The 17,731-nt window shown below is 53.9% G+C and carries 15 protein-coding genes and 1 pseudogene; 7 read left to right on the forward strand and 9 right to left on the reverse strand.

Annotated features, from left to right (window positions below; all coding sequences use genetic code 11):
• Positions 1-385: 385 nt before the first annotated feature.
• The gene (locus Q9J80_RS08335; RefSeq protein WP_301673964.1) at positions 386-598 is read left to right on the forward strand and encodes a YadA C-terminal domain-containing protein; all 213 of its coding nucleotides are present in this window, start codon (positions 386-388) and stop codon (positions 596-598) included.
• Between the two features lie 941 nt (positions 599-1,539).
• On the opposite strand, the gene Q9J80_RS08340 is transcribed toward Q9J80_RS08335, so the two are convergent.
• Positions 1,540-3,420, reverse strand: a complete 1,881-nt coding sequence (locus Q9J80_RS08340; protein ID WP_304671514.1) for a ribonuclease catalytic domain-containing protein — start codon at positions 3,418-3,420, stop codon at positions 1,540-1,542.
• A gap of 110 nt (positions 3,421-3,530) precedes the next feature.
• Positions 3,531-3,644: pseudogene (locus Q9J80_RS11000) on the reverse strand (IS5/IS1182 family transposase); the annotation flags it as partial.
• A 35-nt stretch (positions 3,645-3,679) separates the two neighbouring features.
• Here Q9J80_RS11000 and Q9J80_RS08350 point away from each other — a divergent pair.
• From Q9J80_RS08350 to Q9J80_RS08360, 3 genes are all read left to right on the forward strand, one after another.
• Positions 3,680-4,312 carry an LOG family protein gene (locus Q9J80_RS08350; protein ID WP_304671515.1) on the forward strand — a complete coding sequence of 211 codons (633 nt, stop codon included), beginning with the start codon at positions 3,680-3,682 and terminating at the stop codon, positions 4,310-4,312.
• 72 nt (positions 4,313-4,384) lie between these two features.
• Positions 4,385-5,755 carry an adenylosuccinate lyase gene (purB, locus tag Q9J80_RS08355; RefSeq protein ID WP_304671516.1) on the forward strand — a complete coding sequence of 457 codons (1,371 nt, stop codon included), beginning with the start codon at positions 4,385-4,387 and terminating at the stop codon, positions 5,753-5,755.
• Positions 5,756-5,835: 80 nt separating this feature from the next.
• Positions 5,836-7,704 carry an acyltransferase family protein gene (locus Q9J80_RS08360; protein ID WP_301673960.1) on the forward strand — a complete coding sequence of 623 codons (1,869 nt, stop codon included), beginning with the start codon at positions 5,836-5,838 and terminating at the stop codon, positions 7,702-7,704.
• Between the two features lie 230 nt (positions 7,705-7,934).
• On the opposite strand, the gene Q9J80_RS08365 is transcribed toward Q9J80_RS08360, so the two are convergent.
• The 5 genes from Q9J80_RS08365 to Q9J80_RS08385 all read right to left on the reverse strand — a co-directional run bounded on the left by Q9J80_RS08365 (position 7,935) and on the right by Q9J80_RS08385 (position 13,322).
• Positions 7,935-8,549, reverse strand: a complete 615-nt coding sequence (locus Q9J80_RS08365) for a tellurite resistance TerB family protein (protein ID WP_301673959.1) — start codon at positions 8,547-8,549, stop codon at positions 7,935-7,937.
• A 35-nt stretch (positions 8,550-8,584) separates the two neighbouring features.
• Positions 8,585-10,735, reverse strand: a complete 2,151-nt coding sequence (gene dinG, locus Q9J80_RS08370) for an ATP-dependent DNA helicase DinG (protein WP_301673958.1) — start codon at positions 10,733-10,735, stop codon at positions 8,585-8,587.
• A 28-nt stretch (positions 10,736-10,763) separates the two neighbouring features.
• A complete protein-coding gene (locus Q9J80_RS08375) occupies positions 10,764-11,066 on the reverse strand; it encodes a hypothetical protein (RefSeq protein ID WP_301673957.1) in 303 nt (100 codons plus the stop codon).
• Between the two features lie 62 nt (positions 11,067-11,128).
• Positions 11,129-12,421, reverse strand: coding sequence for an FAD-binding domain-containing protein (locus Q9J80_RS08380; RefSeq protein WP_304671517.1), 1,293 nt, complete (start codon positions 12,419-12,421; stop codon positions 11,129-11,131).
• Complete coding sequence (locus tag Q9J80_RS08385; RefSeq protein WP_118786424.1) at positions 12,411-13,322, reverse strand: LysR family transcriptional regulator; 912 nt, start codon at positions 13,320-13,322, stop codon at positions 12,411-12,413. The genes Q9J80_RS08380 and Q9J80_RS08385 overlap by 11 nt, the downstream gene beginning before the upstream one ends.
• Before the next feature lie 107 nt (positions 13,323-13,429).
• Here Q9J80_RS08385 and Q9J80_RS08390 point away from each other — a divergent pair, with 107 nt between their 5' ends.
• Both Q9J80_RS08390 and Q9J80_RS08395 read left to right on the forward strand, forming a co-directional pair.
• Positions 13,430-13,828: a DoxX family protein gene (locus tag Q9J80_RS08390; RefSeq protein WP_304671518.1), complete on the forward strand. Its 399-nt coding sequence runs from the start codon at positions 13,430-13,432 to the stop codon at positions 13,826-13,828.
• A 47-nt stretch (positions 13,829-13,875) separates the two neighbouring features.
• Entirely contained in the window at positions 13,876-14,481 is a 606-nt protein-coding gene (locus Q9J80_RS08395) for a nitroreductase family protein (protein WP_301673953.1), read from the forward strand.
• Between the two features lie 54 nt (positions 14,482-14,535).
• On the opposite strand, the gene Q9J80_RS08400 is transcribed toward Q9J80_RS08395, so the two are convergent.
• Together Q9J80_RS08400 and ffh are read right to left on the reverse strand one after the other, a co-directional pair.
• Positions 14,536-14,991, reverse strand: coding sequence for a four-helix bundle copper-binding protein (locus Q9J80_RS08400; RefSeq protein WP_301673952.1), 456 nt, complete (start codon positions 14,989-14,991; stop codon positions 14,536-14,538).
• Between the two features lie 258 nt (positions 14,992-15,249).
• Positions 15,250-16,620, reverse strand: a complete 1,371-nt coding sequence (gene ffh, locus Q9J80_RS08405) for a signal recognition particle protein (protein WP_304671519.1) — start codon at positions 16,618-16,620, stop codon at positions 15,250-15,252.
• 219 nt (positions 16,621-16,839) lie between these two features.
• Here ffh and Q9J80_RS08410 point away from each other — a divergent pair, with 219 nt between their 5' ends.
• Positions 16,840-17,646, forward strand: coding sequence for a cytochrome C assembly family protein (locus Q9J80_RS08410; protein WP_013449598.1), 807 nt, complete (start codon positions 16,840-16,842; stop codon positions 17,644-17,646).
• The last annotated feature ends 85 nt before the right edge of the window (positions 17,647-17,731 follow it).

A 17,731-nucleotide genomic window follows, 5' to 3' on the forward strand; every position in this document is an offset into this window, starting at 1 on the left:
CGCAAAAACCAAATCCGCGCCTGCCGGGGAATGATGAAATAAAGAAGGCAGAAGTAAGGAATCAGGATTTTTTCCTTGAATCTGCGAAAATTATTCAGTAATTGAATGTTATTGTTTTACAATGCAGGCTTACGGTTGGGAAGCATATTTCCGCATAAGTTGGAAAATGGCGGATTAATCGTAATTTCACGCTTTGTATCATACTAACCATAGGAATTTTAATGATGAAAAAATTATTGGCACCGTCAGTGCTTTCCCTGCTGGTAATCGCGGGGGGGTAGTTTCTAGCTACTCGCTTGCAGCGACGAATTCTGATGAGACTGCGGTTGTTGCGACGAATGACGGAAAAACGGCAGATGCTGAAAACAAAAAACTGAAACGCGGTTTGGCGGCACAAGCCGCGTTAAGCGGTTTATTCCAACCCTACTCTGTCGGCAAGGCAAACGTTACCGCCGCTGTGGGCGGTTATCGGTCGCAATCCGCATTTGCCGTCGGTGTCGGTTACCGTTACAACGAAAAATTTGCAACAAAAGCAGGATTTGCCTTTGCACCCAGCGGCGGTGTGGCTTATCACGCCGGTGTCAATTTCGAATGGTAAGTGCCTCTAAATATTTAGCGGTAAAACATACGCTTATTAAACGGTAAGCGTGCAGGCAATGCCGTCTGAAACCTGAAACAGGCTTCAGACGGCATTTTGACGCACGAAATCGGCAGATATGACGGAAATAGGCAATACCTATCTTGTCATTCCAAAATTCAAAATTTCAAAACCACGGCGTTATCCGAAATCATAATCATCTCTCCGCCGTTATTTCCGCGCAGTCGGGAGTCCGGTCATTCAAAATCACAGCGTTATCCGACACAACAACAATCTTTCCATCGTCATTCCCGCGAAAGTGGGAATCTAGAAACGAAAAGTAACAGGAATTTATCGGGAATGGCTGGAGTTTAAAGGTCTGGATTCCCGCTTTCGCGGGAATGACGATTCAGAAGTTACACGAAACTCAAAAAAAACGAAACCGAACGAACCGGATTCTCGCTTTTACGAGAATGACGGGATTTTGGGTTGTGGTCATTTATCGGGAAAACGGAAACCTCTATGCCGTCATTCCCGCACAGGCGGGAATCTAGGACGTAGAATCTAAAGAAACCGTTTTATCCGATAAGTTTCTGTGCCGAAGGGTCTGGATTCCCGCCTGCGCGGGAATGACGGCGCATAAGTTCCCGTGCGGACAGACCTAGATTCCCACCTGCGTGGGAACGATGATTCAGAAGTTGCCTGAAACCAAAAAACTGAAGCCGAAGGGTCTGGATTCCCGCCTGCGCGGGAATGACGGCGCATAAGTTTCCATGCGGACAAACCTGGATTCCCATCTGCGTAGGAATGACGGGATTTTAGATTGCGGGTATTTATCGGGAATGGCGGTTTGGAAGTTCACTGAAACGCAAAAACAACGGAAACCCAAAAAATCGGATTCCCGACTGTGGGAATGATGAGATTTGGGTTTCTGTTTTTGTGGGAGTTTGCCGTATCGGGGTTCAGACGGCATTGCCTGCCGTTGTACCCGCGGGTGCGACTGCCTTGATGTAGTTAAGCGAGACAAACTGCTTCTCGGCATCCAATTCAGTGATTTTGAACAATGCCTGTGATTTGGGCAGCGCGTCAAACGGAATACCGGTCGCGCGCGTTACCAGCGGCAGACCTTCGATGCGGACGAGGTCTTCTTTGAGGATGGTGGTCGTCAGCTCGCTCGTGCCTTGCTGTTGCAGATAGACGAGGCTCCAGTAGGCCTCCATTTGGCGTTGGAAATCGGCGTAGGCTGTATAGGCGGCATCGAAGTCGCGCAGCGCGGCGAAAAGCTCGGCATCGCTGTTTTGATACAGCGGCTCGGCAGAGTCGTCTATCAGGCTGATCAGCTGCTTTTGGTTGATGTAGTCGGCGGCGCGGCGCAGCGGCGAGGTAAACCAGCCGTAATGCTGCACGCCCATGCCGATGTGCGGCTCGGATTTGGTGCTCATGCGCACTTTGCCTGCCGGTTGGACGCGGAAAAGGCCGGGCAGCTCGTTTTCGTCCAGCATTTGCGCCCAAGTGCTGTTGGCAAGAATCATCATCTCGCTGACCAGCGTATCGATGGGAGAACCGCGTTCGCGGCGGACGATGGATACGTTGCCTTCCTCATCCAATTCAATGCTGTAATCGTATTGCGGCGCGCGGTCGGGTTCGTATTTGCCACGCGCTTTTTGCAGGGCGATGGCGAATTGATAGAACCAAATCAGGTCTTGATGGTGGGCGAACATCATTTCGCCCGCTTCGTCCAAGCCGGTTTCGGCGTTGAAATGCGGCTCGATGGTTTGGATGCGTAGGTTTTCGGCGATGCTGACGGCTTCGATTTTGCAGGTCGGTTCGCCGGTGTTGAACTCGCTGTCCACATCAAAATAAATGCTGACGGCAGGACGGTACGCGCCCGCATCAAGGCTGAACGCGGCTATCCAGTTTTCGGGCAGCATGGTGATTTTGCCGCCGGGGAAATAGACCGTGCTTAAGCGTTCCATGATGTTTTTTTCCATCTTGTCGCCCGGTTTAACGGCAAGCGACGGCGCGGCAATGTGGATGCCGACGCGCTTCGTGCCGTTGCCCAAATCGGTCAGGCTCAAGGCATCGTCCACTTCGGTGGTCGATTCGTCGTCGATGGAAAAGGCGGTAACGTCAGACTTGGGCAAGTCGGGCATTTCGGGAAGCGGAAGGTCGGGGAAACCTGTTCCTTTGGGGAAATATTTGATTTCAAACCCGTCTTGCAGATATTGGGGGATGGACGTAATGCCGCCCGTTTTTTTCGCCAATTCGTAGGCGGAGGTTTTCAGCGCGTCGGCGGCTTTGGTAAAGGCTTTGTAGGTCAATGATTGCTTGTCGGGCGCGTGCAGGATGGTTTTCAAATCCGCCGCGATTTCAGACGGCATCTCGCCGCGTTTCAAGGCTTCCGCCCAAGCGTCGATTTGCGCGTCTTGCTGTTTTTTGCGTTCGATGGCGGCAAGTGCCTGTTTTAAGGTTTCTTCGGGTGCGGCTTTGAACACGCCTTTTGCTTTTTTGTAGAAATACATCGGCGCGGCGTAAAGCGCAATCAAGGTCGCCGCCAGCTCGGTTTTGGTCGGCGCATGGCCGTAATATTCTTCGGCAATCGCCTCGGCGGAAAATTCTTCTTCGCCGCATACTTCCCACAATAAATCGGTGTCGATATCCGCCGCCTGCGCCTGCGCGTTTTCCAAAAACGCCGCCATATCGCCGTCAAATTCGGCAAAGACATTGTTTGCCTTCACTTTGGTGCGTTTGCCGTGTTGGGTATCGACTTGGTAGGTGGCATCGTTTTTTTGGACGGCGGCGGCGACTTTGAATTGGCCGGACTCTTCGTAAAAAATATTCATTTTTCGGATTTTTCTGTGGAAACTCAAGCGGGCGATTTTAGCAGATTACCGAAAATGCCGTCTGAAAAAGGTTGGGGGAGGGTTGGCGCGTCTTTGCGGTGTTTGCGTTATAGTGGATTAAATTTAAACCAGTACGGCGTTGCCTCGCCTTGCCGTACTATTTGTACTGTCTGCGGCTTCGTCGCCTTGTCCTGATTTAAATTTAATCCACTATACGTTTTTGACGGGGTACAATCGCCGTTTTTGAACGGAGGACGGAATGGAGAATGTAAACCGCGTGCCGGAACAGGCGCGTTACGAAGCGGAACGGCGGCAGGCGGAAGAAGCATTGGCGGGCGTGTTTCCGGCAGTCAGTATCTTCGGCAGCGCGCGCACGCCGCAGAATCATGCGGATTATGCGTTTGCCTGCCGTCTGGCAAGGCGGCTGTCGGATTTGGGCATTGCTGTCATTTCGGGCGGCGGGCCGGGGATTATGGAGGCGGCAAACAAGGGCGCGTTTGCCGGAAAATCGGTTTCGGTGGGGCTGAACATTGTCCTGCCGCACGAGCAGAAGCCGAATCCGTATCAGGACATCGCCTTGCGGTTTTCCCGTTTTGCCGAACGCAAGGCGGCGTTTTTCAGCCATTCCCAAGCATATGTCGTGATGCCGGGCGGCTTCGGGACGCTGGACGAATTGTTTGAAATCCTGACCTTGGTGCAGACGGGCAAAGTGCCGCCGCGTCCGGTCGTTTTGGTCGGGAAGGCATTTTGGTCGGGTCTGGCGGAGTGGATAAACGCTCAGCTTTTGGCGCGCGGTCTGATTTCCGAAGGGGCAGCCTCTTTGTTTGCCATATCGGACGATGAAGATGAAATCGTTGCGTATCTGTTGGAAAACGGGCTTCAGACGGCATGATGCCCTGCAAAATCATGTATAATTGCAAACAATTTAACATTTCTTGATGTCTTTTCCGAACAGGATGCCGATATGATCAACCCCATCGCCTCGCTTTCCCCTTTAGACGGTCGTTATGCCCAATCCGTTGAAGCATTGCGCCCGATTTTTTCAGAGTACGGCCTGATGAAGGCGCGCGTCAAAGTCGAATTAAACTGGCTCAAAGCCCTCGCCGCCGAGCCGAAGATTGCAGAAGTTCCTGCTTTCAGCGATTTTACGCTTGCCGAAATCGACACGGTGATTGAAAACTTCTCGCTTGAAGATGCCGCCGCCGTCAAAGCCATTGAGGCGACCACCAATCACGACGTCAAAGCCATCGAATATTGGCTTAAAGAACGCTTCTCCGGCGTGCCTGAAGTGGCTGCTGCCAGCGAATTCATCCACTTTGCCTGCACCAGTGAAGACATCAACAACCTGTCCCACGCTTTGATGCTGCAAGAAGCGCGTGAGACTGTTTTGCTGCCCAAACTTGCCGAAATTATCAGCAAACTCACCGCTATGGCGCACGATCTTGCCGCCGTCCCGATGATGAGCCGCACCCACGGCCAGCCTGCCACGCCGACCACTTTGGGCAAAGAAACCGCCAATGTCGTGTACCGCCTGCAACGCCAGTTCAAAAACCTGCAAGCGCAAGAGTTCCTCGGCAAAATCAACGGCGCGGTCGGCAACTACAATGCCCATATGGTCGCCTATCCCGACATCGATTGGGAAACCCATTGCCGCAACTTCGTCGAAATCAGCCTCGGCCTGACCTTCAACCCCTACACCATCCAAATCGAGCCGCACGACTATATGGCGGAGTTTTTCCAAACCCTCAGCCGTGTCAACACGATTCTGATCGACTTCAACCGCGATGTTTGGGGTTATATTTCACTGGGTTACTTCAAACAAAAAGTCAAAGCGGGCGAAGTCGGCTCTTCCACCATGCCGCACAAAGTCAACCCCATCGACTTTGAAAACTCCGAAGGCAACCTCGGTATGGCCAACGCTGTATTGGGCTTTTTGGCGGAAAAACTGCCGATTTCCCGCTGGCAGCGCGACCTGACCGACAGTACCGTCCTGCGCAATATGGGCGTGGGCGTGGGCTATGCCGTGTTGGGTTTCGCCGCCCACCTGCGCGGCCTGAACAAGCTCGAGCCGAACCCTGCCGCCCTTGCCGCCGATTTGGATGCCACTTGGGAGCTGCTCGCCGAGCCGATTCAAACCGTAATGCGCCGCCACGGTGTTGCCAATCCTTACGAAAAACTGAAAGACCTGACGCGCGGCAAAGGTGGCATCACGCCCGAAGTGCTGAAAGGCTTTATCGGATTGCTGGAAATCCCCGCCGAAGCCAAAGCCAAATTGCTTGAGCTGACCCCCGCACTGTATGTGGGCAAGGCTGAAGCGTTGGCGAAACGGATTTGAGCGTTTATTGAAACCGATGCCGTCTGAACGCGCGTTCAGACGGCATTTTTAAGATAACGGGACATACGGGGGCGATATTTATGCAAGCTGTCCGATACAGGCCGGAAATTGACGGATTACGGGCCGTCGCCGTGCTATCCGTCATTATTTTCCACCTGAATAACCGCTGGCTGCCCGGAGGATTCCTGGGGGTGGACATTTTCTTTGTCATCTCGGGATTCCTCATTACCGGCATCATTCTTGCCGAAATACGGGACGGTTCTTTTTCTTTTCGGGATTTTTATACCCGAAGGATTAAGCGGATTTACCCTGCCTTTATTGCGGCCGTGTCGCTGGCTTCGGTGATTGCCTCCCAAATCTTCCTTTACGAAGATTTCAACCAAATGCGGAAAACCGTGGAGCTTTCTGCGGTTTTCTTGTCCAATATTTATTTGGGGTTTCAGCAGGGGTATTTCGATTTGAGTGCCGACGAGAACCCCGTACTGCATATCTGGTCTTTGGCGGTAGAGGAACAGTATTACCTCCTGTATCCCCTTTTGCTGGTATTTTGCTGTAAAAAAACCAAATCGCTACGGGCGTTGCGCCACATCAGCATCATCCTGTTCCTGATTTTGACTGCCTCATCGTTTTTGCCAAGCGGGTTTTATACCGATATTCTCAACCAACCCAATACTTATTACCTTTCGACACTGAGGTTTCCCGAGCTGTTGGCAGGTTCCCTGTTGGCGGTTTACGGGCAAACGCAAAACGGCAGACAGCAAACAGTAAGCGGAAAACGGCAGTTGCTTTCATTACTCTGCTTCGGCGCATTGCTTGCCTGCCTGTTCGTGATTGACAAACATAATCCGTTTATCCCGGGAATTACCTTGCTTCTTCCCTGCCTGCTGACGGCGCTGCTTATCCGGAGTATGCAATACGGGACGCTTCCGACCCGCATCCTGTCGGCAAGCCCCATCGTATTTGTCGGCAAAATCTCTTATTCCCTATACCTGTACCATTGGATTTTTATTGCCTTCGCCCATTACATTACAGGCGACAAACAGCTCGGACTGCCTGCCGTATCGGCGGTTGCCGCGTTGACGGTCGGATTTTCCCTGTTAAGCTATTATTTGATTGAACAGCCGCTTAGAAAACGGAAGATGACCTTTAAAAAGGCATTTTTCTGCCTTTATCTCGCCCCGTCCCTGATACTGGTCGGCTATAACCTGTACGCGAGGGGGATATTGAAACAGGAACACCTCCGCCCGCTGCCCGGCGCGCCCCTTGCTGCGGAAAATCATTTCCCGGAAACCGTCCTGACCCTCGGCGATTCGCACGCCGGACACCTGCGGGGTTTTCTGGATTATGTCGGCAGCCGGGAAGGGTGGAAAGCCAAAATCTTGTCCCTCGATCCGGAGTGTTTGGTTTGGGTGGATGAGAAGCTGGCAGACAACCCGTTGTGCCGAAAATACCGGGATGAAGTTGAAAAAGCCGAAGCCGTCTTCATTGCCCAATTCTATGATTTGAGGATGGGCGGACAGCCCGTGCCGAGATTTGAAGCGCAATCTTTCCTGATACCCGGGTTCCAAGCCCGATTCAGGGAAACCGTCAAGAGGATTGCCGCCGTCAAACCCGTCTATGTTTTTGCAAACAACACATCAATCAGCCGTTCGCCCCTGAGGGAGGAAAAATTGAAAAGATTTGCCGCAAACCAATACCTCCGCCCCATTCAGGCTATGGGCGACATCGGCAAGAGCAATCAGGCGGTTTTTGATTTGATTAAAGATATTCCCAATGTGCATTGGGTGGACGCACAAAAATACCTGCCCAAAAACACGGTCGAAATACACGGCCGCTATCTTTACGGCGACCAAGACCACCTGACCTATTTCGGTTCTTATTATATGGGGCGGGAATTTCACAAACACGAAAGCTTGCTCAAGCATTCACACGGCGGCGCATTGCAGTAGCCTGCCTTCTTGTCGGATATCGCCTTTGGCGGGTTTGCCCTTCGGGGCGGCGGCTTTTATAGTGGATTAATAAAATCAGGACAAGGCGACGAAGCCGCAGACAGTACAAATAGTACGGCAAGGCGAGGCAACGCTGTACTGGTTTGAATTTAATCCACTATATTTTGCCGTTTTGAGGCCGGGGTCGGGAATAACCGTTTTTTGATGACTTTCCCTCTCCGGCTGTGTCATTAAATTCCCAATTGCCTTTCCAAACTCTCCACCAGATTGTCATCCAGTTTCAAAGCCTGCGACAGACGGGCGAGGAAGACGGTTTCTTTCCGCGACAAATCGGCACATACCAGTCTTGCCGCCAGATAGGCTTCCGCCGCCAGTGCCTCATCGTTGCCGACGGCGGCGGCGATGTCTTCGATGCTTGCGGGCAGGCGGTATTCGGCGGCGAGCCATGCGGCAGTTTCGGGGTCTGTGCCGCTTTCCTGTCCGATAGTCCGGCGTTCGGCTTCGTCTATCATGCCGTCTGAAGCGGCGGCGGCTATCATGGTGCGCAATACGGTGCGGCTGTATGTTTCTTCAGTTTCTCCGGCAGGTTGGAAATCGCTTTGTGTTACGGTTGCCCGCCCTTTGTTTTGCTGCCACATCTGATAGCCCCGGTAGGCAAGGTAGCCCAAAGCGGCGGTCGAACCGATTTTGGTGATGGTTTTGCGGTTTTTACCGTTCAGCAGCATGGAGGCGACACCGGCAACCAGCGCGCCTCCGCCGAATGAATTGAGCGGGCTGTCGGAGAATGTGGTGCCTTTTTTTTGAACCGTGCTTAAGACTTGGTTGAGCAGCCGGGTGAAGTTCATGATTTTTCCTTTCTGTTGCGGGCAGGGCGGTAGGTTTACCCTATCCTTTTAAACGGCGGCAGGCCGGCCAATAATTGTTGACCGTACCGCTGTGTTTTGATGCGGTTGTCGAGGATGGTTACGCGGCCGTAGTCTTGTTCGGTGCGGATGAGGCGGCCGACAGCCTGGATGAGTTTGATGCCGGCTTCGGGGACGGTGATTTCAATAAAAGGGTTGCCGCCGCGCTGTTCTATCCAGCGGTTTTGGGTTTTTTCGATGGGGTTGTCGGGCATGGCGAAGGGGAGTTTGGCGATGATGACTTGCACGCAGGCGGTGCCGGGCAGGTCGAGTCCTTCGGCAAAGCTGTCGAGTCCGAAGATGATGCTGGCTTTGCCGTCTTCTATGGCCTGGTGGTGTTTTTGCAGGAGGACGGCTTTGGGTAATTCGCCTTGTACGAGCAAGAGCGGCAGGTAGTCTCCGGGCAGACGCAGGGCGACATCCTGCATTTGTTTGCGCGAGGAAAACAGGACGAGTGTGCCGATGGCTTCGGTGGGCGAAATAAGCTTGGGCAGCCATTCGATGATGGCGGCGGTGTGGGCTTCGGGGTCTTTGGGGCTGGCGTATATGGGGGGGATGTAGAGTTCGCCCTGTTTTTCAAAGTCAAAGGGGCTTTTGAGGGCGAGGGTGGTGGTTTCGGGCAGCCATTGCAGCCCGGTTTGGCGCAACATCAGGTTAAAGTTGCCCAAGGATTGCAGGGTGGCGGAGGTCAACACCGCGCCTGCCGCGCGCCGCCACAGGCTGTTGGCAAGGTGGGACGCGCTGCTGATGGGGCTGGCGTTGAAAATGTAGTCGTTTTTGTCGTCGGCGCGGCGGGTTATCCATTTTGCCAGCGGCTCTTCGCCCTCGAGGGGAACGGTGGAGAGCAAATCCCAAACCGCGCTGATTTGTTCGATACGGGCGATAAAAAGGCCGAACTCGCTGGTCAGGCGGTCGAGGAGCGCGCCGTCCTGTTCTTTTTCGCGGCGTGCGGCAGAAAGCGCATCGTTCAGCCCGACAACGTGTTTGAGCAGGCTACGTGCAGCAATGGCCGTATTGGAAACGGTGGTTTCCAGGCCTTCGGGGATTTTGCCGTCTTCCCACAGCCAAGTCGGTTCGCTGTTGGTTCGTCTGTCGTTTTCAGACGGCCCCATACTTAAAGACGGCTCTTCCGCCAAATGGAACTGCCATTCGTGCAGGCTGTCGAGCAAGGATGCGGCGGCTTCGTCGGCAAGGTTGGCAAGTTCGGCTTTATCGGTCAGCGCGGCAATTTTGCCGGTAAGCTGCGGCAGTTTTTCCAGCGTCCAAACGGCAATATTCCATGAATGTTCGGCGGCAAAACGGCTGAGGGCTTTTTTGGGCAGGTGGTGCGCTTCGTCTATGCAATAGAAACTGTTTTCGGGTGCAGGCAGAATCACGCCGCCGCCCATGCTGATGTCGGCAAGCAGAAGATCGTGGTTGGCAACAACGACATCGACGGTTTCCAAGACATCGCGTGCCAGGTAAAACGGGCATTCCGGACGGTTGGGACAGGCGGCTTTCAGGCAGCCGTGGCGGTCGTTGGTCACTTTGAGCCAAACCACGTCATCGATTTTTTCCGGCCAAGTGTCGCGGTCGCCATTGAACCGTCGGGCGGAAAATTCGTCGGCGATGTCGCGCAGCAGCTTCAATTCTTCGGGCTTGGGTTTGCTGTCCCACAAGACGGCAGGGGCTTCAAAGCCGAGCAGGTTTTGCTGGGCGTTGCTTTGCGTCAGTTGATAGAGTTTGTAAGGGCAAAGATAGCGGCCGCGCCCTTTGGCAAGTGCAAAGGTCAGCTCCAAACCGCTTTTTTCAACCAGAAACGGCAAATCACGGTCAACCAACTGCTCCTGCAAGGCAACCGTCGCGCTGCTCACAATCAGCCGCTTGCCGCGCGTCTGCGCCATAATGCCGCCCGCAAGCAGGTAGGCAAGCGATTTGCCCACGCCGGTCGGGCCTTCGATTACGGCAATGCTCTCGCCCTCGCGCTTGGGTGGCTCGCCACCTTCTTCGCGCGTCAACGTCCGTGAAAAAGCGTTGGCAACCGCCGCAATCATTTCCCGCTGCGAAGCACGCGGACGGAAACCGGGCAGGTTTTTGCCGATATTTTGGTAATGGTCGCGGATGGCATTTTTTTCTAAATCGGTGAGCATGGCGTTTTGTACGGCGGTAGAAGTGAGGTTATTTTAACATTGCACGGAAGCGGTACAATATCGTTGTCGGAATGGGGGTGAGGTGAATCGTGCGGACGTGGTTGGTTTTTTGGTTGCGGCGTTTGAAATACCCGTTGTTGCTTTGGATTGCGGATATGCTGCTGTACCGGTTGTTGGGCGGCGCGGAAATCGAATGCGGCCGTTGCCCTGTACCGCCGATGACGGATTGGCAGCATTTTTTGCTGGCGATGGGAACGGTGTCGGCTTGGGTGGCAGTGATTTGGGCATACCTGATTATTGAAAGTGAAAAAAACGGAAGATATTGAGTCATTCGGACACAATGCCGTCTGAAACGGAAGTTCAGACGGCATTTGTTTTAGGTTGCCGTGCCGCTTAGGGAATACCGGCGACAGGATGGGCGGGATAGCCGTGGGTGTCGATGCTGCCGGCGGCGCGCCACGGGGTATGGATGACTGCCGCCGGCAGGTGGGCAAGCTCGGGGATATGCCGTCTGACAAAGGTGCCGTCGGGGTCGGTCTTGTGTGCGGCGGCGGCAATGTCGGGGTAGGTGTGCCGTGAGGCGGCAAGCCGCCAGTTGCCTTGGTTGATTGCTGCATCGAAATCAGTCAGCTGCCGGGCAAACCATATCTCGCCTTCGCGGCGGGGGAGGTTTAAAACGTGGCAGAAAAAATCCGCGCTCAAGCGTCTCAGGGCGGGGTGGAGGCTGCCGGTTTTGTGCAAACAGCGCATAGAGGCATCGATAATCGGAATGCCGGTCTGGCCCTGCTGCCAAAGCGTCAGGCGCAGGGTGTGTTCAGGATTGCCGTCTGAAGGGTCGTCATCCGTGTGCTGCAAGGCAAGTTGAAGGAAAAAATCGCGGCGGATGATGTTGTCCGTCCATGCGTTCAGACGGCGTTCGAGGCTTTCCCACGCGAGCAGGCGCGGCGAGATACAGCCGGCACTCAAATACGCGCCCATCAGCGAAGTGTTTTTGCGTGAGGGGAAATCCTTTAAAACGGAGTAGGAATCCGCCTGTTCGAGAAACCGCCGCCACTGCCGCCAAGCCGCCGTTTCGCCGCCGTTTTGCGGCAGGAAGATGCCGTCTGAAAACGCGGCAGGCTGCGGGGCGGAAAGGTTTTCGGGGAAGGGTTGGCGGTATGCCGCGAATAGGTCCGGACCGGCGGGGGGCTGCTTGGAAAAGCGGTCGAGCCATACTTCGCGGTAGCGGTTGAAATCGGTGTGTGCCGTACCGTTGTCTGGTGTCAGGTCGGTTTGGTCGAAAACGGAACGGTCGTTGACGAAGGTTAACGCGATGCCGTGTTTGTCCAATTCGTGCCAAAGGGCGTTGTCGGCGAGTTTGTCGGCAAAAGTATGGGATTCGTCGGCGATGACGGCGCGGATATTGAGGCGGACGGCGAGCCGGACGAGCTCGGCAGGCGATGCCGCCGTGTAGAACGGAATGACGCGTCCTGCAAGCCCTTGGGCAAGTTCGGCGGCTGATTGGCGGTAGAATGCGGCGCGGCGAGGGTTGTCTGTTTCGGCATCGTCAATCCAAATACCGATAATGGGCAAACCTTCGGCAACGGCGGCGCATAAGGCGGCGTTGTCGCGGATACGGAGGTTTTGTCGGAACCAGACGAGCGTATACATAGCGTGTGCAACAGTGGCGGTGTGTTCAGACGGCATTTCGGCAGCCTTTCCTGCTGGCGATTTTTTCGTTCAGAAAATCGATGAAGCTGCGGACTTTCGCGCTTAAGAATGCCCTGTCCGCATAAACGGCATTCAGGCGGTCGGTCGGGACGGCGTATCCGGGCAGCAGCCTCACCAGCGTGCCGCAGCGCAAATCGTGTTCCGCCGCCCAAAGCGGCTGATAACCGATGCACGCGCCCGCCTTAATCATTTCGCGCATCATCAGCGTGTTGTCGGTACGGATGACGGGGGTCAGTTCAAGCCGGTATTTTTTGCCGTCCGATTTGCGGGTGAGGTCGAGTTTCTGCCGGTTGGTGTAGGTCGGCAGGACGGCGGGCAGCCTCATCACTTCTTCCGGTGTTTCCGGTACGCCGTTGCGCATCAGGAAGTCAGGCGAGGCAAACAGGGCAAATTCGATTTCTGCCAGCGGGCGCGCGATGAGCGAAGGGGACAGGGTTCGGGAAACGCGCAACGCCAAATCCACGCCTTCGGCAATCAAATCGACGTGGCGATTGTCCAAAATCAGTTCTAATGTTACTTCGGGATAACGTTCGCGGTATTCTGCCAGCCAGTTGCATATCAGGCTGCCGGCAAACCACAGCGGCATCGTTACGCGCAGCAGACCCTGCGGTTTTTCCGTCCCTCCGGCGGCTTTTTGCGCGGCATCGTCGAGCGTGTCGAGCGCGTAACTGCATTGCCGGTAGTATTCTTCCCCGGCTTCGGTCAGGCTAAGGTTGCGGCTGTTGCGGTGCAGGAGTTTGGCTTGGACGGTGTTTTCCAAGTGGCTGACGTGTTTGCTTGCCATTGCGGTGGAGATGCCGAGCGCGTCGGCGGCGCGGGTGAAGCCGCCGCTTTGGACGACTTGGCGGAAAACTTTGAGGCTGAACAGGGTGTCCATATTTTCTTGTGTGGAAAAGTTGTATCAATAAAAGCAGTATATATTTGAAAAGGGGAAACATCTATACTCTGCCGCCTGAAATGAAGATAAATACCGAAGGAGCTTTTATGTCCAATTGCTGCAACCGTATCCAACCTGTTCTGCTTTCTGTTTTGCGTATCGTAACCGCCTACCTGTTTTTGTTGCACGGTACGTCGAAATTCTTCGCCTTCCCTATTGAAATGGGCAGCGGTTCGCCCGGCGGGCTGATGCTGCTTGCCGGTATTTTGGAAATTGTCGGCGGCATTTTGCTGGTGTTGGGCCTGTTTACGCGCCCTGCCGCGTTTGTTTTGTCCGGCCAGATGGCGGTTGCCTATTTTATGGCGCACGCTTCCGGAAATGCTTTGTTCCCGATTGCCAACGGCGGCGAGTCCGCAGTGCTGTTCTGCTTCGTATTCCTCTATATCGCGGCGGCGGGCGGCGGCGAGTGGTCGCTGGACAAGCTGTTTTTCAAGCGCAAAGCCTGAACCGGACTGCCTAAATGTATTTTGTTGAATGTTTTTGAGGAAAAGAAATGAGCCGTCAATCTCTGCAACAGGCTGCGGAAAGCCGCCGTTCCATTTATTCGTTAAATAAAAATCTGCCCGTCGGCAAAGATGAAATCGTCCAAATCGTCGAACATGCTGTTTTGCACACACCTTCTTCGTTTAATTCCCAATCTGCCCGCGTGGTCGTGCTGTTTGGCGAAGAGCATGATAAGGTGTGGCAATTTGTTGAAGACGCGCTGCGTGCCGCCGTGCCTGCCGACAGGTTTGAACCGACCGCGCAAAAACTGAAGCTGTTTAAGGCGGGTGCGGCAACTGTTTTGTTTTATGAAGATCAAAATGTCGTCAAAGGTTTGCAGGAGCAGTTCCCTGCTTATGCCGCCAACTTTCCCGTTTGGGCGGACCAGGCAAACGCGATGGTGCAGTATGCCGTCTGGACGACGCTTGCCACGGTCGGTGTAGGTGCAAACCTGCAACATTACAATCCCTTGCCCGATGCGGCGATTGCCAAAGCGTGGAATATCCCCGAAAACTGGCTGTTGCGCGCGCAAATGGTTATCGGCGGTATTGAAGGGGCGGCAGGTGAAAAGACCTTTGAACCCGTTGCAGAACGTTTGAAAGTGTTCGGCGCATAATTTCGCGGTCAAAAAAATGCCGTCTGAACAGGGTTCAGACGGCATTTTTCAGTATCAGGCGGCGAGTTTTTCGCATTCTTTGATACAGTCGAGGCAGGACTCGTAACATGCTTTGCATTCCGCATGGTGGGCGGCGTGTTCTTTACAGGCTTTGGAACATTGTTTGCACGCTTCGAGGCACACTTTTGCCGCGTCGCGTGTCAGAGGGGAATTTTGTGCGGCAAGGTCGTGCACCGCGCCGCATAAGGCAAGCATCTGGCGCACGGCAACCGCGCAGTCGGACATAGACGTGTCGCCCTGAGTGAGCAGGGACAGGCAGTGGGTCAGGCAAACCTGTCCGGCATCCAGACAGTGTGCGGCAGTTTGGCGGACGGCGGTGTAGGCGGATGCGGCGGCAGGCTGCATATCGTGGTGATGATGGTGGTCGGCGTGTCCGTGCGCACGCGCGAAAGAGGCGGCGGAAGCCAGAGAGACGGCAGCGGCGCTGCCCAAAAATTGACGACGGTTCATAATGTTTCCTTTATGGTTTAAGAAAGTGGGGCAGGCACAAGGCACTTCCCCGCATACTGCCCCGACCGTGGGGCTTTTTTTGAACAACCGGCTGATTTTGCCGGTGCGGGATTGTCGCACGGGCAGGCAGTTCGGCTATTCGGAAAGTTAAGAAAAGGCGCGCCGCCCTGTTTCAAAATGATGCAAGATGGCGCGTGGATATGGTAGCAGACAAGATGCCGTCTGAAAATCGGTTCAGACGGCATCCATTTTCAAACCTTACAAACCCGGGAACATTCCTTTCATCCCCCTCATCCCCTTCGCCATACGCATCAGGTTGCCTAAGCCTTTCCCACTGAACATCTTCATCATCTGCTGCATTTGTTCAAACTGTTTGAGCAATTTGTTCACTTCCTGTACCGTCGTGCCCGCACCCATCGCAATACGGCGTTTGCGGCTGGCTTTGAGTAGGGCGGGGTTGGCGCGTTCTTTGGGGGTCATCGAGTTGATGATGGCTTCGACTTTGCCCATCGCTTTTTCAGCCGTACCTTCGGGGATTTGTTTCGATATTTGACCCAGTTCACCCGGCATTTTCGACATCAGGTTTTCCAAGCCGCCCATATTGCGCATTTGCTGGATTTGTTCTTTAAAATCATTGAGGTCGAAGCCTCTGCCTTTTTGCAGCTTTTTCGCCATTTTGGCGGCGGCTTCTTCATCAATACCTTTTTGAACGTCTTCAATCAGGGTCAATACGTCGCCCATACCGAGGATACGGCTGGCAAGACGGTCGGGGTGGAAAGGTTCGAGGCCGTTGATTTTTTCGCCGACACCGATAAATTTAATCGGTTTGCCGGTTACGTGGCGCACGGACAAAGCTGCGCCGCCGCGCGAGTCGCCGTCCATCTTGGTTAATACGACACCGGTCAGCGGCAGGGCTTCATTAAATGCCTGAGCAGTGTTCACAGCATCCTGACCCAGCATCGCATCGATAACGAACAAAGTTTCCACCGGATTGACCGCCGCATGAAGCGCTTTGATTTCGTTCATCATCTCTTCATCGATTGCCAAACGACCGGCGGTATCGACCATCAAGACATCGTAAAAATGTTTTTTGGCGTAATCGACGGCGGCAGTTGCAATCTCAACCGGTTTTTGGTTGGTATCGGATGGGAAAAAGTCCACGCCGACCTGTTCGGCCAACAGACGCAGTTGTTCAATCGCGGCAGGGCGGTAAACGTCGGCAGATACTACCAAAACCTTTTTCTTCTGATCGTTTTTCAGCAGGCGGGCGAGTTTGCCGACGGTTGTTGTCTTACCGGCACCCTGCAAACCGGCCATCAAAACGATGGCAGGCGGCGCAACCGACAAATCCAGCGTTTTGTTTTCCCTGCCCATCAGTTCGGTCAGGGCTTTGTTTACCACGCCGATAAATGCCTGATCCGGCGTCAGGCTGCCCGCCACTTCCTGACCGAGGGCCTTTTCTTTGACGTTGTTGACGAACTCTTTGACGACAGGCAGGGCAACATCCGCCTCAAGCAGGGCGAGGCGGACTTCGCGCAAGGCTTCTTTAATATTGTCTTCGGTCAGTTTGGCCTGCCCCCGGATGTTTTTGAAGACATTGCTGAAGCGGCCGGTTAAATTGTCTAACATACTGGTCCTTGGTCTGAATAAGAATAGCTTGCCCTATCAGGGGCATTCTTTGTTAAAATAAAATCAAAATAATTTGATGCGGCTTGTGTGCCGGACAGCATATCGGCAAATCCGTCAAGGCTTGCCCGAAACGGGGATTTTACAATTCCAACGTTAAAAGTTCCAATATTTCATAAGCGGCCGCATACGGCGCAACAGTATAGATAGAGAAAGTCCACCATGCCGACAGTTTTCATCTTTTTGACGGCGGTTTACGCAGGATTGGGTGCATTTGCATGGCACTGCCAACAGCAGGGGCGCGGCCGGGATTACCCGTGGAAGACGGAATTGCCGGTTTTGGGCGCGGCATTGACCGTCCACGGCGCGGCACTACTTATGCCGGTCATTCAAGACAAAATCATCATTATGGGCTTTGGGTATTCCGGCAGCCTGATTGTTTGGATGATGCTGTTTATTTATTTTGCCGGCAGCTTCTTTTATCCGCTGCGCGGAGTGCAGTTGCTGCTGTATCCTTGCGCCGCACTGATGCTGCTGTCAGGTTTGGTTTTTCCTGGAAAATTCTCGGGATATGAAATTACCGACCTTCCCTTTATGCTGCATATCGGAACTTCGCTGCTCGCATACGGGCTGTTCGGCATCGCAACATTATTGTCCGTTTTGACCCTGCTGCTGAATCGGAGCCTGCACCGCAGGAACTTCTCCAAGCTCGCAGGATTCCTGCCGTCGCTGCTCAGTTTGGAAAAACTCATGTTCCAGGCTATGTGGGCAGGTTTCATCCTGCTGACCTATTCCGTCGTCAGCGGAACATTTTTTGCCGAAGCCGTATTCGGCAAACCCATGACCTTTACCCATAAAACCGTATTCGGCATATTGTCATGGCTGATTTACGGCGGACTGCTGCTCAAGCACAGCATGACCGCATGGCGCGGCAAAAAAGCCGCCGTGTGGACCATCATCGGATTTGTCAGCCTTATGATTGCCTATATGGGCAGCAAGTTCGTATTGGAAATCATTCTGAAAAGATAAGAAGAGCCAACAGATGCCGTCTGAAGCCCCAAGTTTCAGACGGCATATTCACAAAGGCGCACCAGTCAGAGGAGGGGGAGGAAGG

The sequence above is a fragment of the Neisseria blantyrii genome (genome assembly GCF_962747855.1).
Taxonomy (GTDB): Bacteria; Pseudomonadota; Gammaproteobacteria; order Burkholderiales; family Neisseriaceae; genus Neisseria; species Neisseria viridiae.

Coding starts and splice junctions, on each gene's coding strand:
- Q9J80_RS08340 (WP_304671514.1), bottom strand. CDS start 3,420: ATGAATATTTTTTACGAAGAGTCCGGCCAATTCAAAGTCGCCGCCGCC.
- Q9J80_RS08350 (WP_304671515.1), top strand. CDS start 3,680: ATGGAGAATGTAAACCGCGTGCCGGAACAGGCGCGTTACGAAGCGGAA.
- purB (WP_304671516.1), top strand. CDS start 4,385: ATGATCAACCCCATCGCCTCGCTTTCCCCTTTAGACGGTCGTTATGCC.
- Q9J80_RS08360 (WP_301673960.1), top strand. CDS start 5,836: ATGCAAGCTGTCCGATACAGGCCGGAAATTGACGGATTACGGGCCGTC.
- Q9J80_RS08365 (WP_301673959.1), bottom strand. CDS start 8,549: ATGAACTTCACCCGGCTGCTCAACCAAGTCTTAAGCACGGTTCAAAAA.
- dinG (WP_301673958.1), bottom strand. CDS start 10,735: ATGCTCACCGATTTAGAAAAAAATGCCATCCGCGACCATTACCAAAAT.
- Q9J80_RS08375 (WP_301673957.1), bottom strand. CDS start 11,066: ATGACTCAATATCTTCCGTTTTTTTCACTTTCAATAATCAGGTATGCC.
- Q9J80_RS08380 (WP_304671517.1), bottom strand. CDS start 12,421: ATGCCGTCTGAACACACCGCCACTGTTGCACACGCTATGTATACGCTC.
- Q9J80_RS08385 (WP_118786424.1), bottom strand. CDS start 13,322: ATGGACACCCTGTTCAGCCTCAAAGTTTTCCGCCAAGTCGTCCAAAGC.
- Q9J80_RS08390 (WP_304671518.1), top strand. CDS start 13,430: ATGTCCAATTGCTGCAACCGTATCCAACCTGTTCTGCTTTCTGTTTTG.
- Q9J80_RS08395 (WP_301673953.1), top strand. CDS start 13,876: ATGAGCCGTCAATCTCTGCAACAGGCTGCGGAAAGCCGCCGTTCCATT.
- Q9J80_RS08400 (WP_301673952.1), bottom strand. CDS start 14,991: ATGAACCGTCGTCAATTTTTGGGCAGCGCCGCTGCCGTCTCTCTGGCT.
- ffh (WP_304671519.1), bottom strand. CDS start 16,620: ATGTTAGACAATTTAACCGGCCGCTTCAGCAATGTCTTCAAAAACATC.
- Q9J80_RS08410 (WP_013449598.1), top strand. CDS start 16,840: ATGCCGACAGTTTTCATCTTTTTGACGGCGGTTTACGCAGGATTGGGT.